The 26,444-nt window shown below is 52.4% G+C and carries 16 protein-coding genes; 9 read left to right on the top strand and 7 right to left on the bottom strand.

Features of this window, described 5'->3' with window-relative positions; all coding sequences use genetic code 11:
* Window positions 1-32 precede the first annotated feature (32 nt).
* On the top strand, window positions 33-2,483 hold the full coding sequence (locus Q399_RS0112805) for a beta-L-arabinofuranosidase domain-containing protein (RefSeq protein ID WP_031569040.1): 2,451 nt from the start codon (window positions 33-35) through the stop codon (window positions 2,481-2,483).
* Between the two features lie 61 nt (window positions 2,484-2,544).
* Here Q399_RS0112805 and Q399_RS0112800 read toward each other — a convergent pair whose 3' ends face one another.
* Window positions 2,545-3,624, bottom strand: a complete 1,080-nt coding sequence (locus Q399_RS0112800; RefSeq protein WP_084164300.1) for an arabinan endo-1,5-alpha-L-arabinosidase — start codon at window positions 3,622-3,624, stop codon at window positions 2,545-2,547.
* Between the two features lie 105 nt (window positions 3,625-3,729).
* Between Q399_RS0112800 and Q399_RS0112795 the strand changes: the two genes are divergently transcribed.
* Window positions 3,730-4,725, top strand: coding sequence for a glycoside hydrolase family 43 protein (locus tag Q399_RS0112795; protein ID WP_031569035.1), 996 nt, complete (start codon window positions 3,730-3,732; stop codon window positions 4,723-4,725).
* A 62-nt stretch (window positions 4,726-4,787) separates the two neighbouring features.
* On the opposite strand, the gene Q399_RS0112790 is transcribed toward Q399_RS0112795, so the two are convergent.
* A complete protein-coding gene (locus tag Q399_RS0112790) occupies window positions 4,788-6,416 on the bottom strand; it encodes a sodium:solute symporter (protein WP_031569032.1) in 1,629 nt (542 codons plus the stop codon).
* A gap of 372 nt (window positions 6,417-6,788) precedes the next feature.
* On the opposite strand from Q399_RS0112790, the gene Q399_RS0112780 reads away from it, so the two are divergent.
* Both Q399_RS0112780 and Q399_RS0112775 read left to right on the top strand, forming a co-directional pair.
* A complete protein-coding gene (locus Q399_RS0112780) occupies window positions 6,789-7,505 on the top strand; it encodes a FadR/GntR family transcriptional regulator (RefSeq protein ID WP_031569029.1) in 717 nt (238 codons plus the stop codon).
* Between the two features lie 14 nt (window positions 7,506-7,519).
* A complete protein-coding gene (locus Q399_RS0112775) occupies window positions 7,520-8,305 on the top strand; it encodes an SDR family NAD(P)-dependent oxidoreductase (RefSeq protein ID WP_245612885.1) in 786 nt (261 codons plus the stop codon).
* Window positions 8,306-8,929: 624 nt separating this feature from the next.
* On the opposite strand, the gene Q399_RS0112765 is transcribed toward Q399_RS0112775, so the two are convergent.
* Window positions 8,930-9,259 carry a gamma-glutamylcyclotransferase family protein gene (locus Q399_RS0112765; protein ID WP_211253317.1) on the bottom strand — a complete coding sequence of 110 codons (330 nt, stop codon included), beginning with the start codon at window positions 9,257-9,259 and terminating at the stop codon, window positions 8,930-8,932.
* A 498-nt stretch (window positions 9,260-9,757) separates the two neighbouring features.
* Between Q399_RS0112765 and Q399_RS0112760 the strand changes: the two genes are divergently transcribed.
* The 3 genes from Q399_RS0112760 (at window position 9,758) to Q399_RS0112750 (ending at window position 13,241) form a co-directional block, all read left to right on the top strand.
* On the top strand, window positions 9,758-10,450 hold the full coding sequence (locus tag Q399_RS0112760) for a sulfite exporter TauE/SafE family protein (RefSeq protein WP_245612911.1): 693 nt from the start codon (window positions 9,758-9,760) through the stop codon (window positions 10,448-10,450).
* A 39-nt stretch (window positions 10,451-10,489) separates the two neighbouring features.
* Window positions 10,490-11,470, top strand: coding sequence for an SMP-30/gluconolactonase/LRE family protein (locus tag Q399_RS0112755; RefSeq protein ID WP_157836292.1), 981 nt, complete (start codon window positions 10,490-10,492; stop codon window positions 11,468-11,470).
* A gap of 151 nt (window positions 11,471-11,621) precedes the next feature.
* On the top strand, window positions 11,622-13,241 hold the full coding sequence (locus Q399_RS0112750; protein ID WP_031569017.1) for a methyl-accepting chemotaxis protein: 1,620 nt from the start codon (window positions 11,622-11,624) through the stop codon (window positions 13,239-13,241).
* A 68-nt stretch (window positions 13,242-13,309) separates the two neighbouring features.
* On the opposite strand, the gene Q399_RS0112745 is transcribed toward Q399_RS0112750, so the two are convergent.
* From Q399_RS0112745 to Q399_RS0112730, 4 genes are all read right to left on the bottom strand, one after another.
* Window positions 13,310-16,267, bottom strand: coding sequence for a TonB-dependent receptor (locus tag Q399_RS0112745; protein WP_031569015.1), 2,958 nt, complete (start codon window positions 16,265-16,267; stop codon window positions 13,310-13,312).
* A gap of 138 nt (window positions 16,268-16,405) precedes the next feature.
* Complete coding sequence (locus Q399_RS0112740; RefSeq protein ID WP_245612884.1) at window positions 16,406-19,093, bottom strand: glycoside hydrolase family 16 protein; 2,688 nt, start codon at window positions 19,091-19,093, stop codon at window positions 16,406-16,408.
* 377 nt (window positions 19,094-19,470) lie between these two features.
* Window positions 19,471-20,847 carry a M16 family metallopeptidase gene (locus Q399_RS0112735; RefSeq protein WP_037046115.1) on the bottom strand — a complete coding sequence of 459 codons (1,377 nt, stop codon included), beginning with the start codon at window positions 20,845-20,847 and terminating at the stop codon, window positions 19,471-19,473.
* Window positions 20,844-22,397 (bottom strand): M16 family metallopeptidase, encoded by a 1,554-nt coding sequence (locus Q399_RS0112730; protein WP_084164299.1) that lies wholly within the window; start codon window positions 22,395-22,397, stop codon window positions 20,844-20,846. The genes Q399_RS0112735 and Q399_RS0112730 overlap by 4 nt, the downstream gene beginning before the upstream one ends.
* A gap of 361 nt (window positions 22,398-22,758) precedes the next feature.
* On the opposite strand from Q399_RS0112730, the gene Q399_RS0112720 reads away from it, so the two are divergent.
* Both Q399_RS0112720 and Q399_RS0112715 read left to right on the top strand, forming a co-directional pair.
* Window positions 22,759-24,738: an acyltransferase family protein gene (locus tag Q399_RS0112720; RefSeq protein WP_051685960.1), complete on the top strand. Its 1,980-nt coding sequence runs from the start codon at window positions 22,759-22,761 to the stop codon at window positions 24,736-24,738.
* 453 nt (window positions 24,739-25,191) lie between these two features.
* The gene (locus Q399_RS0112715; protein ID WP_031569002.1) at window positions 25,192-26,424 is read left to right on the top strand and encodes a sterol desaturase family protein; all 1,233 of its coding nucleotides are present in this window, start codon (window positions 25,192-25,194) and stop codon (window positions 26,422-26,424) included.
* Window positions 26,425-26,444: the final 20 nt, after the last annotated feature.

Below are 26,444 nucleotides of genomic sequence, written 5' to 3'. Positions count from 1 at the left end.
GTCACCTTTTCTGACCTCCAGCAGGAACTAAGATGCGCCTGATAAAGTTTAATCTTGCACTGCTGGTTGGTTGTGCCTGGTCGGTGCTTGTCTTTGCGCAGGCGCCGGCGGTATCCACAGCAGTGCAGCCCTTTGCATTGACGCAGGTGCGTTTAACTGCCGGGCCTTTTTATCAGGCACAGCAGACCAATCTGCAATATCTGCTCGATTTTGACAGCAACCGGCTGTTAGCGCCTTTTGAGCGTGAAGCCGGTTTAACGCCTCAGGCCGCTCCTTATGGCAACTGGGAGAGCAGTGGCTTAGACGGTCATATTGGCGGGCATTATTTGTCGGCTCTGGCGCTGGCGGTGGCCGCAACCGGCGACAAAGAGCTTAATTCCCGACTGGATGCACTGCTACAGCGCTTAACCAAGGTGCAGCAGGCGTATGGCAGTGGGCCTGATGCCGGTTATCTCGGTGGTATTCCTGGCGGGCGGCAGCTGTGGCAACAAATACGCGCCGGCCAGATCAACAGTGAATTGTTCAGCCTGAATCAGCGCTGGGTGCCTTTATATAATTTGCATAAAACATTTGCCGGTTTGACCGATGCCTGGCTGCTGGCGCACAAACCGCAGGCCAAAAGCCTGCTGCTGAATTTGGGGCAGTGGTTTTTACAGGTCAATGCCGGGCTCAGTGGCGCGCAAATTCAGCAGTTGCTGGTCAGCGAACATGGTGGCCTCAATGAATCTTTAACCGATTTGGCGGCGATCAGCGGCGACCCGGCGTATTTGCAGCTGGCACAACGTTATTCGCAGCAAAGTTTATTAACGCCACTGTTACAGCAGCAGGACCAGCTCAGCGGTTTGCATGCCAACACGCAAATTCCCAAAGTGATTGGTTTTTGGCGGGTCGGAGCCAGTGCCGGTTTACCGGACTGGCAGCAGGCGGCGCAGTTTTTTTATCAGACCGTGATCGAGCGTCGCTCAGTGGTCATTGGTGGCAACAGCGTCCGCGAGCATTTCCATCAGGCGGACGATTTCCGTCCGATGCTGGAAGACGTCGAAGGGCCGGAAACCTGTAATACCTACAATATGTTAAAGCTGGCGAAGCTGCTGTACTTGCAAAGTGGTGACACCCGCTATTTAAACTTCTATGAACGCGCCAGCTACAACCATATTTTGTCGTCGCAACATCCGCAGCACGGCGGTCTGGTGTATTTCACGCCGATGCGGTCCGGGCATTACCGGATGTATTCGGCGCACGACCAGTCGATGTGGTGTTGCGTTGGCTCCGGGCTGGAAAATCACAGCAAATATAACGAGCTGATTTACGCCCACGCCGGCGGCGAATTACTGCTGAACCTATTTATCCCATCGACGCTGCTCTGGCCGGAGCAAGGGCTGCAGCTGGCGCTTACAACAGCATTCCCCGATGACAACAGTGTTCGGCTGACCGTGTTGCAGGCGCCGGGCGCCGGAAAACTCCAGCGCATCAGCATTCGCCGGCCAGCCTGGCAGGGCGCGCCATTGCAGTTGCGATTAAACGGTCAGGCGGTGCAAACCCGGGATCTCAGGCCCGGTTATGTCAGCGCAGCATTGGCGCTGCAAGCCGGTGATGTGCTGAGTTTCAGTCTGGACCCGCAGCTTCGGCTTGAGCAGTTACCGGGTCAGCGAGCGAACGACCACAAGGCTGCTGATGTGGCTGCAAACTACGCAGTGCTGTATGGCCCGGTGGCGCTGGCGCAGCCTCTGCCGCCATTAAAAGGCGAGCAGCTGAAGTTTGTCGCCGACGACAGCCGGATGGGCCATATCGCTGCCGGTGCTTTGTGCCCGGAAGGTGCCGCACCGTTATTGGTTGGTGAACCGCAGGCTTTTTTACAGAGCCTGCAACGGCTGCCCGGGCCATTAGCTTTTGCCGCGCCAGGTCTTCAGGCGGCGCGGCCACAAATCTGGCAGCAACAGCCGGTGGCGCAGCTGGTGCCATTTTTCCGCGTGCACGACCAGCGTTATCAGATTTATCTGCAGCAAGTGGCCACAGCTGCCTATCCGGCGTTTGTTAAAGCGGCGACGGCGCGGGCTGAGGAGGAAGCCTTGTTGGCGGCCCGCACGTTGGACCAGATCCAGCCGGGCCAGCAGCAACCGGAAGTGGAGCACCAGTACCAGGGCGAAGCCAGTCAAAGTGGTAACAACAATGGCCGGCACTGGCGTGACAGCCGCAACTGGTTCAGTTATCAGTTAACCGATGCCCTTAAGCAAGCGACTGTGCTGCGGTTGGAGTATTTCAGTGGCGACGCCGGCCGGCAGTTTTCAGTGTTACTGAACGGCCAGTTGTTGGCGGATGTGGTGTTACAACCAATGTCTGAGGCCGGTATTTACAGCGTCGATTACGTTATCCCGCAGGCCTTGCTTCAACACAGTGAAAAAGGCCGCCACCAGCTGAAGTTTGTCGCTAAAGCCGGTTCTGTCGCAGGTGGTATTTATGGTATCCGGCTGTTAAAGCCCTGACACTGAAGAGCAGGGCTGCCGCTATCTGCTGGCAGCCCGCAGTTGAAAATAAACCAGAGATTTATTTGTTGATGAGCGTGGTCCGATATTGATTCAACGCTTGTTGCTCAACCACAGGCCAGCCGTCCTGCCATTGCATTGGCAGCACTTTCAGTTTTTGCAGTGCCTTGTCTGCCGTCTCGTACGCATGAAACACCAGATAATCGTTGCCATCAATGCTGTAAGCCGCATTATGGCCAAGCGCCACCCAATCTTTATCGCCCTGCAGCACTAAGGTGCCACCGCCTTGCAGCATCGGCTTACCGGCTTTGTCGACATAAGGCCCGATCACGCTTTTACTGCGTCCAACCATGATTTTGTAATCGCTGTCTTTGCCACGGCAACATTTGTCAAAGGATACAAACAAGTAGTAATAGCCGTTTTTATGGAAGATATAAGGCGCTTCAATAGCGCCATCGCCCGGCTCGCCGTCTGGCAATGCCGGGTTACGTGGTCGTTTGGCGATACTGTGCCATTGCTGCGGCTCGGCGAGACGGGTCAGGCTGTTGTCCAGTTTGACCAGTTTTAGCCCCTCCCAAAAAGAGCCAAAACTCATCCAGTGTTCGCCGTGTTCATCGCGGATAATGGCAGGGTCAATCGCGTTCCAGTGGTCGCGCTCCGGCACCGATTGCAGCACTATCCCTTGGTCCTGCCATTGATAGTTTTTCGCGCTTGGATCTAATGTTTTATTGGTGGCTACACCAATGGCCGAAGTATTTTTGCCAAAAGCAGAGACTGAATAATACAGATAAAAAGTGCCGTCTTTTTCAAAAATATCCGGCGCCCACAGATGACCGTCAAAGGTCGGCGCTATGCTTTTGGCCCATGTTGGCTCTGTCGCAAAGACCCGGCCGGCCGGTTGCCATTGCTGCAGGTCTTTGGATTGATAGATGGTGATGCCGGGTCCTGTGCTGAACACATAATACTTGCCACCGGCTTTGGCCAGAACCGGGTCGTGCACTTCCAGTTGTTTGGCTTGTACCAGCGCACTGGCGGACAGCAGCGCGATAGCGGTCAATGTTGTTGCCAGTCTCGTCTTCAGTCCGGCCTTCAGTGCTCTCTTTAGTGCTCTTAGCAGTGTTGGGGTCGCCCGAAATTGCATCTTTGCTGCTCCTGCCTGGTTGCTTCTTGCTAATAAGTAATACAATATTAATAATACAGAATAGATCTGCTGCTCACAAGAGCAACGACCACAGGAGGTCCATCGATGCGTTTTACTGTGTTGACTTTGGCATGTCTGCTCGCGTTACCAGCAACTGGCGCCGTTACTTTGCCGCAAAATCCGCTGTTGCTGCAACGGGCCGACCCTTTTATCCATCGCGATGCCGCCAGTGGCTGTTACCATTTTACTGCGACAGTGCCGGATTTCTCCGCGCTGGAAATTCGCTCCAGCTGCACTTTAGCTGGCTTAAAAACCGCTGAGCCGGTGCAGGTGTGGCAGAAAAAAGCCAATGGGCCTATGAGTGCCAATATCTGGGCGCCAGAGCTGCACCGCATCAACAATATCTGGTATCTGTATTTTGCTGCCAGCCGCACTGATGCGCCGTTTCACATTCGCATGTATGTGCTGTCCAACCCATCTGCCGACCCCAAACAAGGCCACTGGCACGAGGAGGGCGAACTAAAAACTCATCTCGACACCTTTGCACTCGATGCCACCACTTTTACTCATCGCGACAAACAGTATCTGCTGTGGGCGCAGCAGGATGTGGCGCAGACTTATAATTCAGCGCTGTGGCTCGCTGAAATGGACGGTCCGACCCGGATCAAAGGTACACCCGTCAAACTCAGTGAGCCGACCTTGCCTTGGGAAATTCAGGGCTACAAAGTCAACGAAGGCCCGGCGGTACTGGTCAAAAACGGTCGGGTTTTTGTCACTTATTCGGCGAGCGCCACCGACCATCGTTATGCGATGGGCTTGCTGTGGGCCGACGCCAATGCCGATTTATTGAAGCCGCAGAGCTGGCAAAAACAGCCGGAACCGGTGTTTGCCACCAACGCCGCATTGAAACGGTTTGGCCCCGGGCATAACAGTTTTGTGCTGGCTGAAGATGGTAAAACTGAGGTGATGGTTTATCACAGCCGAGAATATCGTGATTTACAGGGTACGCCGCTGACCGACCCTAACCGGCATACCCGGTTGCGGCTGCTGCAGTGGGACGCCAACGGCTTTCCGCTGTTTGCGCCTGAGCAGGCAGATTAACCAGCCACATTGCGCAGAAAAAGCCAAAGCCAGCAGCGCTGGCTTTGGCGGCGGAAGGCGACTTACCAGAAGCGCCAGTAGATAAAGGCAGTGATCCCCAGAATGATCGCAGTGTGAATATAATCCCACTTGTCCAGGCCTTTGAGCACATCCTGCAGGGTGTCTTTACCCAGCGTGGAAAAAGTCAGGCCACGCACATTGTCTTCAGTCGGCGCTTTAGTAACAAAGCTCAGGCCTATAACAATCAGGCACACAAGCACAAATAACAACACACAATAATACAGCCAGTTCATTTCAACGACCCAGGCGATTGATGTGCCATGAATGGCATCGCGAAACGGCAATAACACCAGTCGGAACATGCCGAGTACAAAACCGGCCACCAGCCCGACGTAACCAGCAGTTGGCGTGATGCGTTTGCTACAAATGCCGAGTAAAAATACCGCCGCAATGCCCGGTGCTATTAACGACTGCACACTTTGCAGATATTCATACAACACGTCAGCAATCAGGCTCATCACCGGGATCCACAAAATCCCCAGCACCACTACGACGACAGTGGCGATACGTCCGACTTTTAACAGCTGCTGCTCGGAAGATTCTGGTTTGTACTTTTTATAAAAGTCGATGGTGAACAAGGTGGCAGAGGAGTTAAACAGGGAAGCCAGCGAACTCATCAGCGCCGCAACCAAACCGCCAATCACAATACCTTTGACGCCGGACGGTAACAATTCGGCCACCAGCGTCGGAAAAGCCTGGTCAGCACTGTCAAAAGAAATGATGCCTTTGGCCTGCAGTGCATGCGCAATCAGGCCGGGTACCAGGAAAATAAACACCGGCAGCAGTTTCAGATAACCGGCAAAGATAGTGCCGCGTCGCGCCGCCTGAATGCCCTTGGCCGACAACACCCGTTGCACGATGTATTGGTCAGTACACCAGTACCAAAAACCGATAATAAAAGAGCCAAATACAATACCAGGCCAGGGGAAATTGGCGTCGCTGGCGGCGCGCATCAAATGCATATTCTCGCCGTTTAACCGCTCCATCTCGGCCCAGCCGCCGACCTGATCCAGGCCAACCACCAAAATCACCACGGAGCCGATAATCAGCACCGGCGTCTGAATGACAGATGTCCACATAATGGCTTTCATGCCGCCCAGCACCGTATAAATACCGGTCAGCACCACGAGGCCAACGGCGGAGATCCAGAAAAAGTCGATGCCCCAGATGCTTTCTATGCCCAGAATGGTTTTAAAAGCGACGCCGCCGGCATAGACAGTGACCGCGACTTTGGTCAGTACATAACTGACCAGCGAAATGACCGACAAAAAACTGCGCGACTGCGGGTTAAAACGCCGCTCGAGAAATTCCGGCATGGTGTAGACCTTACTGCTCCAGTAAAAAGGCACAAAGATCCAGCCGAGTAATAAGATGATCCAGGACTGTAATTCCCAGTGCGCCAGCGCCATACCGGATTCAGCGCCGGAGCCGGATAAACCGACCAGATGTTCTGAGCCGATATTGGAGGCGAAAATCGACGCGCCAATCACCAGCCAGCCGGCATTGCGGCCGGCCAGAAAGTAGTCGGTGGTGTCTTCTTCTTTTTGCCGCATCGAGGCGACGACGACCCCAACCATCAGCAGTGCAAAACCGGCCAGCACCAGCCAGTCCAGTGTACTTAGTTCTAACATGCCCTCTGTCCTTATTGTGAAGCCAGTTTTCGGGCGGCAGCGCAACACACCGACCAGCACCGGCAATGATTATTCTTAAAGCATATTATAATACAAAATTAATAATGGAAAGCCTTGGAGAAACCGCTGTGGACCTTGGGCTGGAAACCGGGTTGAATTACCGGGTAAACCGGCTTTAAAGCTTGAATTTCATTTGGTTTTTCGGCAATTTGGTGGGTAAAGGTATCTAGGCTGTGACCGGTTCGGCACAGACATAGGCCGCAATGTCCGGTTGTAGTTGTCGGTTGACGGACAGATATCGTCACAACATATGTTAATATGACAGGCAAAACGGCAAACAGACGCCACCCAACCTTGTCTGGAGGAGCCTCCATGGTTCGCATCATCGAAAATTTAAATTTATCCGAGCAGGTCACCAACGATTTGGGCCGGGCCATAGTGGCGGGTGAATACAGCTGTGAATCCGGTTTACCGACAGAAGCGCAGCTGTGCGAAGAATACGGCATCAGCCGTACTGCTGTGCGCGAAGCGGTGAAGATGCTGGCGGCCAAAGGCCTGATCTCGTCGCGGCCACGTCAGGGGATCAGTGTCGAACAACCAAGCAACTGGAACCTGTACGACACCAGCGTGTTAAGCTGGTTACTCGACAGCAGCCCGTCTTTGCATGTGTTAAAAGAATTTCTGCAAATGCGGCTGGCGATTGAACCACAGGCCGCTGCGCTTGCCGCCGAATTTGCCCGCGACGAAGATATTGATCAGATTGAAAAAGCCGTCGAAGCCATGCGTATCGCGGCGACAGACCCCAGCGCCAGCATGCATGATGCTGACCTGGCGTTTCATACCAGTGTGTTATTTGCCAGCCGCAACCGGTTCTTTTTCCAGCTACGTGATTTTATCCGCACGGCACTGAATGTTAGTATTCAGCACACCACACCGGCCAAAGCCAATGACGTCGCAGTGGCTGAAGATCACGCCAAAATCTGCCTGGCTATCCGCAATCGCCAGCCGGAGCGGGCAAAAAATCTGATGACGCATCTGATCGACGAAGCGATGAGCTTTATCGAAGCTGAAATCAAACGCCGCAGTTAAGCGCCGGCGCAGGAATGATGATGCAGCAGGACCTGAATCAAAAAGCCCAATATCCCAGCCTGCGTGGCAAGGTGGTGTTTATCACCGGCGGTGGCACCGGTATTGGCGCCCGCATGGTTGAGCGCTTTTATCTGCAGGGTGCCAAAGTGGCTTTTGTCGATATTGCCCGTGACGCCGCCGAGGCGTTAGCGCAGCGCTGCAACAGCGCCGATTTAACCACACCGCTGTTTTTACCCTGTGATATTCGCGATATTGAAGCTTTACAGGCTTGCATCAGCCGGGCGCAACAACAGTTTGGTCTGATCAGCGTGCTGATTAACAATGCTGCTGACGATACCCGCCATCAGGTGGAAGAGCTCAGTGTTGAGTACTGGGACGAGCGTTTTGCGGTGAATTTACGCCATTATTTTTTCGCTTCGCAGGCCGTGCTTCCGCAAATGCAGCAATTGGGTGGCGGTAGCATTATCAATCTTGGTTCTATCAGTTGGCGCATCAAACAAACCTGTATGCCGGCTTACACTACCGCTAAAGCGGCGATTGAAGGTTTAACCCGTACGCTGGCCGGCCGGTACGGCGCCGACCAGATCCGTGTCAATAGCCTGATCCCGGGTTGGGTCATGACCGAACGCCAGCTCGCCCGTTGGCTCGATGCCGACAGTGTCAAAGAAATTCACCAGCATCAAGCCATCAAACAGTCACTGCAACCCGACGACATCTGCGATATGGCGCTGTTTCTCGCTGCCGACGACAGCCGGATGCTGACGTCGCAAAGTGTCATCGTCGATGGCGGCTGGGTGTAGCCAGAGTTTTTTTATTACGTGAAGGCGGGTGGTGAGTGCCAGGGCAGCTCTTGTGCCAAGAGCGGGCGTTTTATAAACGCCCCGTACGGCGTCGCTGCCCTTACCACGTGTTGCAAGTCAATCGCACCACCACTTTCACGAAAAGTACCACTCCATCGGATAGTGGAATTGTACCAGTTGCAGACATTCGTCCTATAGTCTTCCCCTAGGTGTTTGAATAATTCCACCTTGTGGTGAGATTGCATAGCAAAGATTTCACCTGACGGTGAATCCATTTCTTTGATGAATGACTGCGCCATTCAACCTCTGGGAACCGCTAAAGTTGTTCAATCGAACTGCTTCCGATGGTGTCTTGCAAAAAAACTTACCTAAAGAAAAGGCACCACGGTTCCGCTCGAAAACCAACTAAAAAATGCAGATCTGAAGCGAAAACGCAACTCGCGCGGCGCTCAAACACTCATTCCGGTTGAGTCTTCGCAATATTAAACCTTGAATCAACAATTTTCATCGGTTCGCTCCAGCGGGTGGTTGGTTGCACTAGCTGACTTCATTGTGTCGGTGGGCTTCTAACTGGAGTTACTGAGGTCATGATTCATCCGGTGAACTAATAGAGGAAATCTATTTTCAACGTCTTAGTTGATACACGTAGACCTCAACCAACTGACCATCTTCAAGTGAGGCTTTAGTCACAACACGTTGATATTGCTCACCTTCGAATTCATCAAGCCGTTGCCACTCGTGTTGCAATCCTTCGAACGACAAGATGAATCCTTCAACAACACCACCTTTAGCATCTATGACAACGCCCGGATAACCTTGCTCCGCGCCCCAGCCGGCTTGTACAAGATGACCACGGATGGTTGCATTCAGCCACGAGCCATCCAAGTGACCGAGGACATGGGCATTTGGTCTTCCGGGGGCAAGAGTGCCATATACAAATATACGATTAATCACTTTGTCATTCCTTCTTAGATCTGGGCGGAAAGTTTAGTAACTCAACCTTTGGATTAACTTCATTTGGAGATTAAATCTGAATCTGCTCGAAAGTAAATATTTCGGATGTCACCTATTGATGGAAGTACCGAATAAACATTGCCCGCAACCGAACTAACTTTTCTATCAAGCTCTCCGATTTTGAACAACCGCAATTCGCCCAAACCAGCTGTCGCCAAACTTCAACAAAGCGAACATCGGCAACCACGGGGTGAGCGATCAAAAGTGAGCGCGGGAAGCGCGAACGGGCGAACGCAGTGGTGGTGATTTTTGCTTTGCCACCATCATCGGGCTATTCGAGCTTTTTCAACTGAAATCTTCCAAAAGACCTGCAACCTCAACCCACTAAATCTCTGCAAGTAAATGTCTTCGCTTGCATTTCTTTATTTGTATTATAATATTTAAATTCGTAAGCAGCACTGCTGCAGTCTTTTTTCCGGAGCCGTCTGTTTGGTTGAAGTGTTACTGGTAAACCTGATCCTGCTGATTGGCGCTTGTCTGCAGGGCTTACTGGGTTTTGGTCTTGGGCTGTTCAGCGCGCCTTTGCTGTTTCTGCTGGCGCCAGAATATGTGCCTGGGCCGATGATCCTCAATGCATTGCTGCTGACGCTGCTGATGTCACTGCGGAATCATCAGGATTTACAGTGGCGGCAAACCAGTTATGCGCTGGCTGGTGGCACTATCGGGGTGCTGGGGGCTGCACTGTTAATGTCGGTATTGGTATTTGCGCAGTACCGCAAGTTGTTTGGCGCGTTGATTGTGATTGCCGTTTTGCTATCTGTGATCGGTGCCCGGCCAGCACTCAGCGCACGCAATAATCTCATCGCCGGGATTTTTTCCGGGTTTATGGGCACTGCAACGTCAGCCGGTGGCGCGCCAATGGGACTGTTGTATCAGCATGCTGATGCCCGGCTCAGAAATGCCAATCTCAGTGTTTTCTTCCTTTACATCAATATTTTCGGCATGGTCGTGCTTTGGCTGGGCGGTATTTCCGGTTGGGCTGATTTGTGCTTGTTCTTCCAATCGGTGCCTGCATTATTAATTGGCTGGGCAATGTCTGGTTATGTCGGGCGCTACCTGCACGGCAAACGTTTACGCCAGCTGATTCTGCTGGTAGCCTTTGCTGCCGGCCTGTTGTCGGTGCTGCTCTGACAGGGTGGCTTGTTTTGTTGTTCACCGAAGATGCAGACGATGTCAGATCTCAAAGTTCAGCTTTGTCCCGGTCTTGCTGCCGCGCTGGCAGAGGGTATTCATTGGGACTCAAGGCGGCAGCGGCTGTTTTGGGTCGACATTTTGCATCCCTGGTTGTATTGGTTTGAGCCAGCGACAGCTTCAACCGGACGGCTTGCTTTGTCGCAGCCAGGCTGTTGGTTGCTTGGCACAGACAGCCCGGCTTTGCTGATTGGTATGTCTCGAAGTATCGGCCTGTTAGATCCAGAGACAGGGAAGGTCCGTGAATTACCGCAAGTGCAGCTGCAGACCGAACCGGCCGGCAACCGCCTCAATGACGGCGGGGCAGATCTGCAGGGCCGGCTGTGGTTTGGCACTATGGATAATGCCGAACAAACACCTTCAGGTCAGTTATATCGCTGGGACCAACGAGGTTTACATACGGTCGATACAGGCTATGTTGTGACCAACGGGCCTGTGTTTACGCAAGACGGGCAGTTCTTATATCACGCCAGTTCTTCCAGCCGGGAAGTATACCGGTTTGCGCTATCGCAGACCGGAGAGCTGGTCCAAAAGCAGATATTTATTCGTTTCTCTGAGGCACAGGGCTTTCCGGATGGCATGGCGTTGGATGCTGACGGTGGTCTTTGGGTCGCACAGTGGCGTGGCTACGGGATCAGCCGGTTTGACCGTAACGGCCACTTAACCCGCACTATTGCGTTGCCGGTCAGCAACGTAACCAATCTGGCATTTGCCGGGCCGGACTTGCGCCAACTCTTTGTGACCACGGCGCAAGCAGGGCTGACACCCATGGAGTTGCAGCAACAACCCGCCGCCGGACGTCTATTCCGGCTGGAGTTGGAGATCCCCGGAGTTCAGGTACCTGCGGTGAAGTTAAGCTCGTTAGCCTTGCCTGACTCACCGAGCGATGCAAAAAGTCAGGCATGCGATTGCAACGGACTCGGCCTGGTTGCTGCGGATGCTACAGCTGAGAAAAATTAACTCATCTTTCAAAATCAAAAACTTGCTTATAGTCTAACAACTGTTAGTTTTAGCTAATGCAGGGACAATACCTGCTTATAGATCAAGCATATCCGTTAATCGGCACAGCCCCGGCAGCAGTGTCGGTAGCATCATCCAAAAGGAGTTTGCGATGTCGTGGTTTCGCACCATTCGTACCCGTTACACCCTGGCGTTTACCAGTCTGAGTCTGGTCTTTCTGGCCGTTGTGATCGCGTCCTTTCTGCTGATCAGCTTTATCCAGCAAAGCGCAGGCCGTTACGCGGATGGCGCATCGCTGATCCAGAATGCAGACCGTGACCTCTACCAGTCCAGACTCGCGCTGACCAATCTGCTGACCAACCGGCAAGCGGATCCGGCTCAGGCTGCGGCCTGGCGGCACGATACACAAAGCAACGCACAGCAGGCGCTGGAGCGGATGCAGACTTTTCAGCAACTCACTGCTGAGTTACCCGAGATAGTCAATTACCTGCAACCTTTTACCGCACTGTATCAACAATGGCAGCAACAGAATCAAGAGCTGCTGAGTCATCCACGGCAGGATGCTGAAGTGCTGCATGCTGCATTGGCAAAGTCTGAACAAACCTTCAGCCAGCTGCGGGATTTGTACGATGGTGCTGAGGGCCTTGTCAGTAAGTATGCCAAGGCGGAGCGGGCCGAGATCGACCAGCTGGCTGCACAGTTTAAGCTGAGCGTGTCGGTGATTGCGACGCTGGTGGTGTTCGGAAGTTTGCTGATGGCCTGGATAGCGCCACGCCGCATCTCTGATGCAATTAGTAAAGTCACAGCCGATGTACAACAAATCAGCAGCGGTGATGGTGATTTATCCCGCCGCATCAATAGCAAACGGACTGACGAAACTGGTGATTTAAGCCGCGAGCTGGATGAGTTCATCGGTAAACTGGCCAGTCTGATTGGCGAAGTCAAAGCGGGTTGTGTTTCAGTACAGCAGCAAATGCAGCAACTGGGTTTATCCGCCGAACAGGCCAGCGCGCTAAATCAGCAACAGGACGCGGCGCTCGACCAAATTGTAACTGCCATTGAGGAAATGAGCGGTGCGACTAAAGATGTAGCACGCAATGCTGCGGAAACCGCGCAACAGGTGCAACAGCTGCATCAGGTCACCACTCAGGGCCAGCAGTCGCTGGATTATTCAACGGACCGGTTGCACCAGCTATCACAACAAGTACAGCATGCAGCCGTGGTGATTGGCCAACTGGCGGGTCAATCTGAACAAATTGCCTCTGTGACCGGTGTGATCCAGAGTATTGCCGAACAAACTAATTTATTGGCGTTAAATGCCGCGATTGAGGCTGCGCGGGCCGGGGAGCAGGGCCGTGGCTTTGCGGTTGTCGCTGATGAGGTTCGGTCGCTGGCCAGTAAAACGCAGCAATCCACAGAGCATATCCGCAGCATGATCACGCAGTTACATGGCGGTGTCGCTGACGCTGTCAATTGTATTCAGCAGGGCGTGGCGCTGGCAGAAAATACCGAAACCCTCAATCACAAGGTCAGTGATGCTTTTGCTTCGGTACAACGCACCGCCGGGCAAATTCAGGACCATGCCATTCAAACGGCCAGTGCGACTGAGCAGCAAAGTGTGGTTGCTAATGAAATTACACGCAATTTGAGCCATTTGTCTGATATGTCTAAGCAATTGAATCAAATCGCGCAATGCGTGCGGTACGCTGTGCAGGATACATTGGCTGGCAGTAACGAGCTGGCCAGTCGTGTTAGCAGGTTTTCAGTGTAACAAGTTGATTAAATTACAGATTTAAAAAAACGCGGCATTTGCCGCGTTTTTTGCTTCAGGCGAACTTGTTATTCCAGCCGGTAACGCACTCCGAGCGCCACCCGTGGGCCGTATTGGCGGGCAAACAGGAACTGCTCTTCGAAGCGGCCGTAACCACGTTCGGTTTCGTTGTTCAGGTTGATGCCCTCAAGGAATACGGTCAGCTCCGGCAGGATGTCGTAGTTGACGCTTAAATCCCACTGGCCAAAAGTTTCCGCAAACTGCGGGGGGGCGTCGCTGGAACCCTGCGCCTGACCAACACCAATCAGGTAAGAATCGCGCCAGGCGTAAGTGACTTTGACCGACAGGCCGTCTTTTTCATAAAACAGCTGCAGGTTGGCGGAATCACTTAAACCGGTCAGCGGGGCTTGCTGGCTTAAGCTCATCACGTCAAATTCAACATCGCCTTGCACAAAAGTGGCGTTGGCGCCAACACCAAAACCAGTTTCACCGAGCAGATGCTGGAAGGCGACTTCAAAACCGTCCACTGCTTTACTGTCGGTATTGGCCGGCTGGCTGATTTGCCACACCATCAGCGGGTCATCGGCAGCCGGTTCAATTTTGCCTTGGGCATTGCCATTACCGTTTGCCAGCATTTGCGCATAAATCGCGCTGCTGGTGGCTTGCTCGCCACGGGCGACGATATCTGCCACTGCTTTGCGGTAACGCGGGCCGTTCAGGATATCGCGCAGACCTTCGATAGTGGTCTCGGTGATAGTAGTCTGGATAAAGTTATCGACGTCTTTGCGGAAATAACCGACTGCGGCATAACTGCCTTCGCCGTAATAATATTCCAGGCTTAAATCGAGGTTGGTCGACTCAAACGGCAACAGATTGGTATTGCCCTGACTGCCGCTGCGGGCGTCTGGTTTTGGGCTGCCGCTTAAACTGCGGCCGCCGGCCAGGAAGCCGAGCGGGGCGCGGGTGATGCTTTTGCCATAAGAGAAGCGGCCGACCAAGTCTTCACTGAGTTCAGCTTTAAGGTCAAACATCGGCAACAACACATCATGTTTGCCTTCCTGCTGCAGGAAGTTGGCGGTGCCGCCTTGCTGATATTGCGTGATCCATTCCGACGGGCTTTCCCAGTTGACTTGCGTTTCGACGCGCTGCCGCACTGTGCTGTCGACAGTGGTTTCTTCGTAGCGCAGGCCAACATTGAGCTGCAGTGGAATATCTTTGACGCTGAAATCAAAACGGCCCTGTACATAAACGCTGTCGGTGATTTCGTTGACATAACTTTCGCTGTCGATGCCATCGTAGTATGGGTCAATCGAATATTCATCGGCGCCCATCACGCCTTTGGTCAGGAATGCCAGCTGGCGGGCGACAGCCTCGTCAAAGTCATAGCTGTAGTAATAACCCGGCTGCATGCCACTGCCACCGCCGACAAACTGGTCGAGGAAATTCGCCGTGCTGTGGCGGACAAACATCGCGTCGGGGAAAATCTGCGGGAAAGCCGGATTAAAGCCCGGACCACCGCGCAAGCCGCTCCAGCCCTGATGGCCGCCCATGGTCTGGTCGGTACGGGCGATCCCAAAGCCAACATCAGTCAGCGGGAAGCTGAAATAGTCGTTGTCCCATTTACCATCGAGCTGCCACTGCTGAATTTCTGCTTTACCCGGTGAGTGGATAAACTGGCTGAAGTTGGAATCAATTTCACCCGGGTTCAGCGTGGTGGTGCCGTTTTTCCAGTACACAATTGCCTGTGGGATCTCGCCAGTACGATAGTCGTAGACTTTGCGCAGCAGCTGGTCTGAACCCAGGATCACCTGGCCCTGACTGCCCAGGCCTTTGTCGGCGCCGTTATCGGCTTTGTTGTCGGAATCATGGTAATCCAGCGTTAGTTGCAGGGCGTCGTACACCTGCCAGTCAAAATTGACGCCGACTGAGGCCGCTTTGACTTCAGTGGTGCCCTTGTTCGCAGTGAATGAGCCGTCGTTGCCGCTGATATCTGCGTAAATCGCAGTGCCATTGGCGTCTAATTCATAGCCATTGATATTGCCGCCAAATTCGTTCCAAATGCCCCAGCCGATGCTCTGGCTGCCCGTGATGGCACGCGATGCGGTGTAATCGATAGTCGCGGTAAAGGCGTCAACCGGCCGTACCTGTAACGTCAGCTGACCGTTGCTGCGTTCACGCTGCACATCTTCGATGCTGTAGTTCATGTCTTTGGCAAAGTAATAATTGCCGGTTGGTTTGCCGTCCGCCCCGACCGGGCGGGCGTCTTTGACTTTATCAGCATCGAGCGTTGGCAGGGCCACATTGGCCTGCCAGCCTTGCACGTTGGCCTGTTGTTTCTGGAAATCCCGTTCCTGATGCGACAATGACAACGACAGGCCGACTTTGTCGTCAAACATCGTTGAGCTCAGTACTGTCGCCAGCTCCGGCGTGACGTCATCGCCAATCTCGTTGCTGCTGTCATAAATACCTTTGGCGGTGGCCGAAGCATGCAGCCCCGGTTTTTGCAGCGGTCGGGTGGTGATGATATTGACCGTCGCACCTAAACCACCGCTTGGGTTCGATGCGCGGGCAGTTTTGTAGACTTCTAAGGCGCTGACGCCTTCGGAAGATAAGTTTTCCAGATTGTACGAGCGGGTATAACCGGTGCCTGGCATTTGCCGGCCGTTTAAAGTCACCAGGTTAAAATCCGGACCGAAACCGCGTACGGTGATTTGGCTGCCTTCACCGTTGGCACGGCTGACCGACACGCCGGTGATGCGCTGCAGCGATTCAGCGAGGTTAGTATCCGGGAATTTACCCATCTCTTCGGCAGAGATGGCATCGACCACACCATTGGCTTCGCGTTTGATATCCATCGAGCGGATTAAACTGCCGCGAATACCTTTGATTTCAATCACTTCAACTTTTTCTTCTGCGCTGCTACCTGCAGCGGCTTCCTGCTGCGCAGCATACACCGGCAGACCTGTGCTCAATGCCAGCAACATGGCGCTGGTGAGCTTATTTTTGCTGAAAAATGTGTTGTTCATACTCAATCCTGTTTTCACAGCAACCGGCGGCGACAAGACAGCCTGCCGGATGCTGTGCTCTGTTTTATGATCATCTGTTTTAATCAACTAACTGATCTGAAACATTATTTAAATTGCATGCTTATTTGATCTGCACGCTTATTTAATCTGGACGTTGTCGAGCCGGTACACGGCGCCGTTACCCTGGCCCCAGGCCGGGAAAATCATCACAATGTCGATGGCGCTGACGTCGAGGCCTTTATCCGCCAAATCTTTTAGCCGGTAGCTGTAGGTCTGCCACTGGCCAACGACCGGCGCTTTGCCTTCAAGGCTTTCGCTCAGTTTCAGCTGTACTGCGCTGGCGGCATCATCGGCTTCAATTTTAAACAGCCACTCGGCGCTGCTGTCGTTTGGCGGCGTGACAATCTTCATTTCGAATTTGACGACGGCTGTGTCGAGGATACTGCTGGCGTCAAAGTAAGTGCCGTCGGCGGCGAAGATGCCCATCACTGTTGGTGCGCCACCGATTTTGTACTCAGCGGTTTTGCCATGGGCGGCATCATCGTCTTCCACTGTTGGCTTACTGCCACCACAACAATCCCAAAGCGACCAGTTGGCGGCTGCCGCGTCGGCAAACAGCGTCAGGCCGCTGTTGGAAGGCAGGGCAGGTTCAGCGATGCTGACGTTATCGACACGGTAAACCGCACCATTGCCGGTGCCCCAGGCCGGGAAAATCATGATGACGTCGATGGCGCTGACATCTAAACCTTTGGCGGCTAAGTCGCTGAGTTTAAAACTGTAAGTTTGCCATTGGCCGGTCACTGGTGCTTTGCCTTCGACGCTGTCGGTCAGATTCAGCTCGACTGCTGAAGCAGCATTATTGGCTTCAACTTTAAATTTCCACACGGCCGCCGGGTCGCTTGGCGCATTGACGACTTTGAGGTCAAATTTGATCAAACCTTTTTCCAGAATGGCGGAGGCGTCAAAAGGCTTGTTGCCGCCGTTGTTGGCTGGACGGGTGATAAAACCCATCACCGTTGGCGCGCCGCCGATTTTGAACTCAGCGGTCATACCATGGGCGGCATCGTCCATCTCTTCGGTCGGTTTGCTGCCACCACAACAATCCCACATTGGCCAGTCGAGGTTCTGGCTGTCTTTGTAAATCGTCAGAGACGGTGCTGTGCTGCCCGGGCCGGCAATTTTCACGTCATCAACCTGATAGACAGCACCTTCACCTGTGCCCCAGGCCGGGAAAATCATCACCACATCAATGGCGGATAAATCGAGGCCAGCGTCAGCCAGTTTTTTTAAGGGGAAAGTGTAGGTTTGCCAGACGCCGGCGGCAGGTGCTTTGCCTTCGTTACTTGCAGTTAAATCCAGCTCAACAGCGGTCGCGGCATTGTTACTTTCGACTTTGAGTTTCCATACCGCGCCCGGATTGTTCGGCAGTGACACTGCTTTCATTGCAAAACTTAAAGTGCCGGTATTGGCCAGTGGTGAGGCGTCAAAAGGCGAAGGGCTGCCGGCCGGGTCTTTGATAAATTCGGCGCGGCTGATAAAACCATTGACGGTTGGCGAGCCGCCGACACGAAACTCCATCACACCGCCGCGTTGGTTGTCGTTCACGACCGTTGGCGTGCTGCCACCACAGCAGTCCCAGCCTGGCCAGCTTGGATTGACGGCATTGTCAAAAATGGTCAGGTTACGGGCGACGCCATCTGACGGCGGCACCGGGATCGGCGCTTTGCCTTCGACTAAAGCATCGTCTGCTTTGTCGTAGCCTGGCCGGATGGTTTCACAGCCTTTGCCGGTATCCGGATTGGCACTGCACTGATAAGCGCGGACATAATCGATGACAAAACTCTGGCCGTTGGCAAAAGCGGCGGCGTCTATGCCTTTGTTATTGACGTTTTCCGGCCAGTTGCCGCCTACGGCGAAGTTCAGGATCAGGAAGAATTTCTGATCAAATGGCGCGGTGCTCCAATAGGTGTTCAGCTTGCCGCTGGTCTGGTCATAATATTCGGTAAACCAGCCGCGGTGTTTCAGGCCCACCGCCTGATCTTTGCTGTTGTAGCGCACTTCAGACTGGCGCTGCGTCGCGTACAGATAGTCGTTGACGTACCAGCGGATCTCACCTTGTTGCCATTCGACGGCATAAGTATTGAAATCGTCGGCCGGGTTTTTGCCGCCAGGCAGGGCGTAGTTTTTTCCGGAGCTGCTGTTATTTGGCCATGGTTTGCCGTAATGCAAAGTGCCATGCACATTCGATTCGACATTGCCTGTGGCGTCTTTCACCTTCAGGTTGACCGCTTCCATGATGTCGATTTCACCGGAACGTGGCCAGTCACCATAAACAGAATCGGTAGGCATCATCCAGAACGCCGGCCAGGCGCCCTGACCAGATGGCAACTTGGCGCGCATTTCAAAACGGCCATATTTAAAATCGGCTTTTTTCTTGGTGGTGATGCGGGCTGAGGTATAAGGTTTCTCCGCGCCGGCTGCTGCCGGTTTGGCAACAATATTCAGCATGCCAGCGGAGAGGAAAGCATTGGCCTTGTCAGCGGTATAACATTGTTTTTCGTTATTGCCGCCGCCGGCGCAGTTCACTTCAAAGTTCCATTTGTTGGTATCGATACTCTGGCCGTCGAATTCGTCGCTCCATACCAGGTTCCAGCCGGTGGCCGGTTTGCTGGTATCCGTTTTGGCGATGTCAGTCTGAGTGGCGGTGTCACCACCACAGCCGGTCAGCAGCGCTGCACTGAGTAAAGTGCTGAACATACTGCCGTACATTCCACCCTTCGCCACAGTGGGCTGCTGCGGCATGATCCGCAGAAGTCGTCTATTCATTGTGCTTGTCCTGTTAACTGGTGAACTGGCGTCAGGGCGGCATGCTGTCGGTCAATGAGCCTGTACGCAGTTTGTTATTATCTTTGAAAGCGCTTTCTGTAAGCGCTTTCAAAGACTATTGCTGAATTCAGTAAAGGTCAATCGCCTGCAGTAGATTTCGTCGCAAAAATAAGCAAAACAGCAGCGATTATTTGGTTGAAAACTGTACAGCATGAATTGCTACCGGTGGCGGAGATGGACCCTCTGCCAAATAAAAGGCGAGTGTCAGAGCCAGGAACAAGCCGGTTTATCTTGCCGTCGGCACCGGCAAACTCTGTGGCTTCAGGCGAGGGGAGCCGCCATCCGGTGGCACAAACAGCACCGGATGGCGGAAAAGATCATAATTTATAAAGTGTCTTCAGTGCCGGATCTGCTGCCAGCTGGGCTTTAGCAGCGGCATCGCCAACTACCACCAAAGTCATCTGTTCAACGTTCAGGTACTTCTTCGCTAAATCAGACAACTGCTGCGGCGTGACGGCGTTGATGTTCTGCACATAATTTTCCAGATAACTCATGGGCAGGCCGTGGATTTTCAGGTTCCACAGCTGGTTGATAATGGCACCGCGGCTGGAGTTTTGCAGCACATAAATACCGCCTTTGTAAGTTTTAAAGTTATTCAGCTCCTGCTCGGTCGGCGGTGTGCTTTGCAGCAGGCGGATCTCTTTGATGATCTCATTTAAAGCCGCAGCGGTGGATTCTGCCGTGACATCAGCCTGTTGAAACCAGACGGCGGCTTTGATCCGGCTGCTGACCGAACTACCCGGTGAGTAGGTGTAGCCTTTGTCTTCGCGGATATTGCGGGTGATCCGGCTGCCAAAGGAACCGCCAATCACGGTATTGAGTAAATCCAGCCCGACATAATCGGCATGTGACGGGTCGACCACAGGTAAACCAAGGCGGATGGTGGATTGCACCGCTTTGTCGCGTGGGATAAACACCAGACCTGGCTTGGCACTGCTGTTGACTGTGGTCAGTAAGCGGCCTTTGCCAGCGTTCATACCGGCAAAGGCGGCACGTACGGCTTTTTCGGCGGCGGCTTCGTCAAACTGGCCGGAGATAAACAAATGGCTGCGACTTGCCACCAGATGGTTTTGCACAAACTGCTGGCAGTCGGCCAGTGTCAACGCTTCAACTTTGGCGGCGTCAGCAAAGATTTTACCGTACGGATGGCCGGCAAACAGATGTTGATAAAAAGCTTCGGCGGCCTGGCTTTGTGCCTGCGATTTGTTGACTTTTAAATCACGGACAAAGTTAGTCACCAGCCGGGTTTTGTCGGCTTCGGTGAAATTGGGGTTGATCACTACATCAGCCAGCAGGCCGGCGGCGTCACCGACAAACTCAGACAACACGTCGATTTCGACAAAACTGCTGTTGACATCCACCGACGTATTGAGCTGGCCGCCCATCAGCGCTGCTTGCTGCGCTATGGTTTTGGCGTCTCGGTTTTTGCTGCCTTCCAGCAGCAGCTGATAACTCAAATCAGAGACAGCATCTTTGTCACCGTCATCGACATTGCCGGTTTCGGTTAAAAGCCGCAGCATGACTTTGGGCGTATTGCCGTATTGGACAAAAGTGACGCTGAGGCCATTGTCCAGCGTGACAGTGCGCTGCGCCGTTAAGGTAAAAGGCTTTGGTGCACCACCGGCTGGCGGGGTTTCTTTGGCAAGAACCGGCGTGCACAGCAGCGCCGTTAATAACATCATCAAGGCTTTCATGGCTGAGTTCCTTCTTTGCCTGTTGCCGGCGCTGTTGCCGGAGTAGTGGCCGCTTCTGCCGGGGCTTCACCCGGGCGCAGCGTCAGGATGGTTCTGTTACCGGGACGCAGATATTCCTGCACTGTGGCTTTGATCACCTCTGGCGTCACCGCTTTAAAATTGGCTTCTAATTCGTTGATCCGGGCCGGGTTATTGTCAAACAAAGCAAAACTTGCCATTAAATCCAGCTTGCCGAAACCGTAAAACCCGTCGAAGTTGTCGTACAGACTGGAGCGCAGTTTGACCAGGGCGCGGTCAATGTCGGCCTGCGCGATCGGTTGCTCCTGCAATTTGCCAATCACGCTGTCTACCGCCGCGACCAGTTGTTCTGTGCTGTGTTGCTCGTCATGGGTAAAAGAACTCATCCACAGCATCGGGCCGTTGTAATTAAACATATTGCCCAGCAGATAATTGATGCCACCGCCGACCGAGCCGGTCACCTGGCGATTTTTTACCAGCTCCTGATACAGCAGGCTGTCGCTGCCTTGCACCAATAACTGGTCGATAATGCCCATGGCGTAATACTCCGGTGTGTTGCGCGGTGGCATTTTGTAGGCAAACGCAAAGGCCGGTTTTGGCGCCAGCTTGTCGTACTTCACAAAACGTTTTTCCTGTTCCTGGCGCAGTTCAGTCAGCACTGGCGCTTCAGGCAAAGTTGAAGCCGGAATAGCAGCAAAGTATTTTTTCACCATTGCCAGTGTGGCTTCAGCTTCTACGTCACCGACCACCACGACCACGGCGTTATTCGGCGCATAATAAGTTTTGAAAAAGGCGGCAACATCGTCCAGCGTGGCAGCGTCGAGGTGCGCTAAATCGCCGTAGAAGTTATGTGCGTTATACCAGTTGTCAAAGGCGTACTGCGGCATGTCGAGCCAGGGAAAACCGCCGTAGGGCTGGTTCAGCACGTTCACTTTGACTTCGTTTTTCACCACGCCTTGCTGGTTGGTCAGGTTGTCCTGGGTGATGGCGAGGCCTTTCATCCGATCAGCTTCGGCCCACAGCATAGTTTCTACTTTATGTGCCGGCACAATCTCAAAATAGTTGGTGAAATCAAAGCGGGTGGAGCCGTTTAACACACCGCCGTTGCTTTGCACCAGATTGACAAATTCCATCTTGCCGAGATTGGCAGAGCCCTGGAACATCATATGTTCAAACAGATGGGCAAAGCCGGTACGGTTTTTTGGTTCATTGCGAAAACCGATGTTGTAGTACACCCCAATCACTGCCAGAGGCGCGGTTTTGTCCGGTGAAATCACCACTTTCAGGCCATTCTCCAGCGTGTGGTAGTGCACCGGCACATTAAAACTGACCGGGCTTGTGTTGCCGGCAGCTTGCTGCGCCAGCTGATCGGCGACGGCTTCGATGGGTTTGGTGTCGGCGGTGGTTGAAGAGTTGTCGGCTGGTTTGGGTCCACACCCGGCCAGCAGCACGACCAAAGCGGTACAGCTCAAGCTACTGAATATTGGGTTTAACTTTTGGCTTAACTTTCGGCTTAAGATCCGGCTTAACATACAAAAGTCCTTGTTATTTTGGTTGAAGGTCGGGCTGCGGGCCCACAGCAACAGAGCTCAACACCCAAGCTTGCCGCCTGACCACTAAAACATTCTGCTGGTTGTTTTTCAAGCAGATGGGCAGGTGAAACGCTGCTTTGATTTGTAAGTAAATGCAGCGTTTTTTTTGACGACGGCGGTAAAGCGGTTTTTGTCTGTGCGACATGGTGCAGGTTAAGCTTCGTGATCGTCGTGGCATGGGTAAAGTGGTGTGGAATAAGTCCGGCTGAATTTGCTATCTTCTGCCGCAGATTAGATGGCATGACCACAAGGCAGCGCATTTATTGTCACCATTGGATGGCTGCGAGAGGAAATTATTCAAATGATGTATCGGAAGGATATAGATGGCCTGAGAAGTATTGCTGTCTTACCTGTATTATTTTTTCACGCTGGTTTTAGCCTGTTTTCCGGTGGTTATGTTGGTGTCGACATATTTTTTGTGATTAGTGGGTTTTTGATTACAAATATATTGATGCGAGAGCTGGAAGAAAATAATTTCTCTGTGTTGAATTTTTATCAGCGTCGGGCAAGGCGGATACTGCCTGCTTTGTTCTCAGTATTGTTTTTCAGCAGTCTGGCAGCCGCACTGATTATTCCGCCTGAGCTCTTTCGGGAATATGGTCAGAGTCTGGTGTCGGTAGTTTTGTTTGTATCGAATATCTTTTTTTATCTTGATGGTGGCTATTTTGGTTTTGCAGCAGAAAAGTTACCGTTATTGCACACCTGGAGTCTTGCAGTAGAAGAACAATTTTATATCTTTGTTCCTCCGCTGCTCTACTTGTTATATCGATTGGGCAGGTCATTTCTTGGTGTGGTGATAATTACATTATCCTTGCTTTCTCTTAGCTTGTCGCAGTACCAACTACTTGAACAGCAACAGGGTGCTGCGTTTTTCTTGATTATGTCACGGGCCTGGGAGTTGTTCGCCGGTAGTCTGATCGCGATCTATCGGCTGGACAGAAAACAAATTCCTGCCGGAGCAGCTCAGATATTGAGTATGACCGGGCTGGTGCTGATCGGTGCAGGCATTTTCTGCTATCAGCCAGACACTCCATTTCCCGGATTGGCAGCGACGGTCCCCGTTTTGGGTTCTGTCTTGATCATCAGTTTTTGCCGGCCAACGACTTGGGTGTACCGCTTCCTGTCGTTAAAACCGATGGTTTGGGTCGGTTTAATTTCATATTCGTTGTATCTCATTCACCAGCCGGTGTTTGCATTAAGCCGGTTCTTATTTGTGGCCGAACCTACAGCCCTGGTATTCAGCGGGTTAATTTTACTCAGTATGTCATTCGCATACGCCAACTATCGATATATCGAAAGACCGTTCCGGCGCCCCGGATATTATCAAAACCGCACCATCTTCAGTGCGGGCATATTTGGTTGTGCCGTTTTGATATCGTCCGGCCTGGCGATACATCTGAAGCACGGTTTTCCGGAGCGATACGGCTCGGTTCCACTGGCCAGTTCAATTCAATCCAGCCCGCTGCGGGCAAAATGTCACGCCAAAGATGGCAGCGTCAGTGCCGCCGATGCTTGCCAGCTGAGTGGCCCTTATGCCGAAAATTGGGCGATGCTCAGTGACAGTCATGGTGTTGAGCTGGCATTTGAACTTGGGAAGTTACTCGATGTAAATCAGATTGGGCTTGTCCAGTACAGCGGTAGTTTTTGCCCGCCTGCTCTGCTGCATAAACTTGTCGCGGCAGGCTGCTCGCAGTGGCAACAGGATGCAGTAGATCGTATTCTGTCAGACAACTCTTTGAGTACTGTCGTGCTGGCATTTCGTTCCAGTGCTTTTATTGCCGGTAGACATATTAAGCACTATCCAACAGTTCCCGACGAAGACCGTAGCGTTGAATTCGAAATTGCAGCGCTTGATGTCACTAAAGAGCAAAGCTATCAGCTGTTTTGGGAAAACTATCAGCATCTTATTACAACGTTACGCAGTGCTGGCAAACGTGTGGTTGTTTTAGATCCGTTGCCTGAACTACCGATTGATATTCGACAACTGATATATCCGAAAGATTTATTGAGTAAGAATCATCATTTAGATCTGTTTCATACCACGACGATGGAGTTTTACTTTCAGCGTCACCAGTTTATTTTGGCTCAGCTTGATACTTTGAAATATGACGAGAAATTAATTCGGGTCTCACCACTACCGGTGTTCTGTAATGACAGTTTTTGTTCAGCGGTTAAACATGGCAACGCATTGTATTTTGATGACGATCACCCCAGTTTGTTTGGCGCACGCCTGCTCGCTGAGCATCTGCTGACAGAATTGCAGCGCGCTGTTGCGAATTAACTTGATGAATTCAACGCTACCAAACTATGCGTTGGGCAAGTGTCGGGGCAGCGCTAACTAATGGTTTTAGCTTTTTAAAGCTAACCTGGTTAAAAAATATCTGGACAGCGTTATCCGTCTGCTGAGCGGTACAGTGCCAGCATTGCCTCTTTCACATTGCCACCAGCATTGCATACAGTTGGACTTTCTAATGAGGGGGCCAATGTTGGCTTTGTTGGCCGGAGCCGGGGCAATTTCGATGGTTTAAATGGTGTACAGGCCTTAATACATGCATCTTAACTGATTTAGATGTGCTGCGAATGTGTAGTGATATGTAGAGAAAATTCACCTTCAGGCGGGAAATTAGCCAAAAAAATTCATAGGATCTGCAAGTTCAGGGCTGGACAGTCGTCGGAGGTCTGGCTAGTCTGGTCTAAACAGTTTGGATCTAAACTTATAACTAAAAAGTATCCTATGAATATAATCCTGTTCGCTATCCCGTTATTTTTATCCCTCATCCTGCTGGAACTTTACTTAGACTGGCGGGCGCAAAAACAAACCTACCGCTTTAACGATGCGATCAATTCACTGAACCTTGGCATGATGAGCCAGGTGATGGGGCTGGCTTATAAAACGCTGCAATTCAGTGTGTATGTGCTGATTTTCCAGCATTTGGCGCCCTGGAGCCTCGGCACTGAAGCGTTGTGGGTTTATCTGTTTGCCTTTGTCGCTTATGACTTCTGCTACTACTGGTTTCACCGTATCAGCCATGAAGTTAACCTGTTCTGGGCCGGTCATGTCGTGCATCACCAGAGTGAGGAATACAACCTCAGCACGGCGTTGCGCCAGTCCAGCGGCGGCTTTTTCAGTTTCATTTTTTATCTGCCACTGGCGCTTATTGGTATCGAACCACTGGTGCTGCTGACAGTGGGGTCACTGAATCTGGTGTATCAGTTCTGGGTGCATACCCGCCACATCAACCGGATGCCGGACTGGTATGAAACGGTGTTTGTCACGCCGAGTAACCACCGTGTGCATCATGCGCAAAACCCTATTTATATGAATAAAAACCACGGTGGGGTGTTTATCCTGTGGGACCGTTGGTTTGGTACTTTTCAGGATGAACTACCGGAAGAACCGGTGATTTTTGGCATCACTAAACCGTTGCAAAGCTGGAACCCGATCTGGGCCAATCTGGATACCTATTGGGCGCTGATGAAAGACAGCTGGCGTACAGGGTCATTAGGCGACAAATTCAAAGTGTTTTTCAGTAAAACCGGCTGGCGGCCGGCTGATGTACGCAAACAGTATCCGAATAAATTTGCTAACCCCTATCAGCAGGTCAAATTTGATACGCCGTTAAACGGCGCACAGAAAGTCTATACATTCCTGCAGCATCTGACGTTAATTGCTTTAGTGCTGTATTTCCTGCTGAGCGCCGGCAGTTTCAGCGTTGTCACTATCTGGACTGGCGCTGCCGTCATTCTATTCTGCTTATTTTGCCTTGGTTATTACCAGCAACAACGCCAGCGCACAAATTTGCTGGAGTGCGTTAAAAATTTGGCGCTAGTGCTGCTGGCCATCTATTGGTTTGGCGCGGCTGCAACCTGGCCGGCGCTGGGCTGGTTGCTGCTGGTAAGTGTTGCGCTGCTGCGCAGTTCACGTGGGCACAGCAGTGATTTGCTGGTACAGGGCAGAAATTCCTAAACAACGGACCTGAGTTCACC

Origin of the sequence: Rheinheimera texasensis DSM 17496 (assembly GCF_000711985.1) — a bacterium.
Lineage (GTDB): Bacteria > Pseudomonadota > Gammaproteobacteria > Enterobacterales > Alteromonadaceae > Pararheinheimera > Pararheinheimera texasensis.
This window is presented reverse-complemented; position numbering and strand designations above follow the sequence as displayed.

What these genes read in the sequence shown, in the direction of transcription:
- Q399_RS0112805 (WP_031569040.1), top strand. Translation starts at nt 33, where the DNA reads ATGCGCCTGATAAAGTTTAATCTTGCACTGCTGGTTGGTTGTGCCTGG.
- Q399_RS0112800 (WP_084164300.1), bottom strand. Translation starts at nt 3,624, where the DNA reads ATGCAATTTCGGGCGACCCCAACACTGCTAAGAGCACTAAAGAGAGCA.
- Q399_RS0112795 (WP_031569035.1), top strand. Translation starts at nt 3,730, where the DNA reads ATGCGTTTTACTGTGTTGACTTTGGCATGTCTGCTCGCGTTACCAGCA.
- Q399_RS0112790 (WP_031569032.1), bottom strand. Translation starts at nt 6,416, where the DNA reads ATGTTAGAACTAAGTACACTGGACTGGCTGGTGCTGGCCGGTTTTGCA.
- Q399_RS0112780 (WP_031569029.1), top strand. Translation starts at nt 6,789, where the DNA reads ATGGTTCGCATCATCGAAAATTTAAATTTATCCGAGCAGGTCACCAAC.
- Q399_RS0112775 (WP_245612885.1), top strand. Translation starts at nt 7,520, where the DNA reads ATGATGATGCAGCAGGACCTGAATCAAAAAGCCCAATATCCCAGCCTG.
- Q399_RS0112755 (WP_157836292.1), top strand. Translation starts at nt 10,490, where the DNA reads ATGTCAGATCTCAAAGTTCAGCTTTGTCCCGGTCTTGCTGCCGCGCTG.
- Q399_RS0112750 (WP_031569017.1), top strand. Translation starts at nt 11,622, where the DNA reads ATGTCGTGGTTTCGCACCATTCGTACCCGTTACACCCTGGCGTTTACC.
- Q399_RS0112745 (WP_031569015.1), bottom strand. Translation starts at nt 16,267, where the DNA reads ATGAACAACACATTTTTCAGCAAAAATAAGCTCACCAGCGCCATGTTG.
- Q399_RS0112740 (WP_245612884.1), bottom strand. Translation starts at nt 19,093, where the DNA reads ATGAATAGACGACTTCTGCGGATCATGCCGCAGCAGCCCACTGTGGCG.
- Q399_RS0112735 (WP_037046115.1), bottom strand. Translation starts at nt 20,847, where the DNA reads ATGAAAGCCTTGATGATGTTATTAACGGCGCTGCTGTGCACGCCGGTT.
- Q399_RS0112730 (WP_084164299.1), bottom strand. Translation starts at nt 22,397, where the DNA reads ATGTTAAGCCGGATCTTAAGCCGAAAGTTAAGCCAAAAGTTAAACCCA.
- Q399_RS0112720 (WP_051685960.1), top strand. Translation starts at nt 22,759, where the DNA reads ATGATGTATCGGAAGGATATAGATGGCCTGAGAAGTATTGCTGTCTTA.
- Q399_RS0112715 (WP_031569002.1), top strand. Translation starts at nt 25,192, where the DNA reads ATGAATATAATCCTGTTCGCTATCCCGTTATTTTTATCCCTCATCCTG.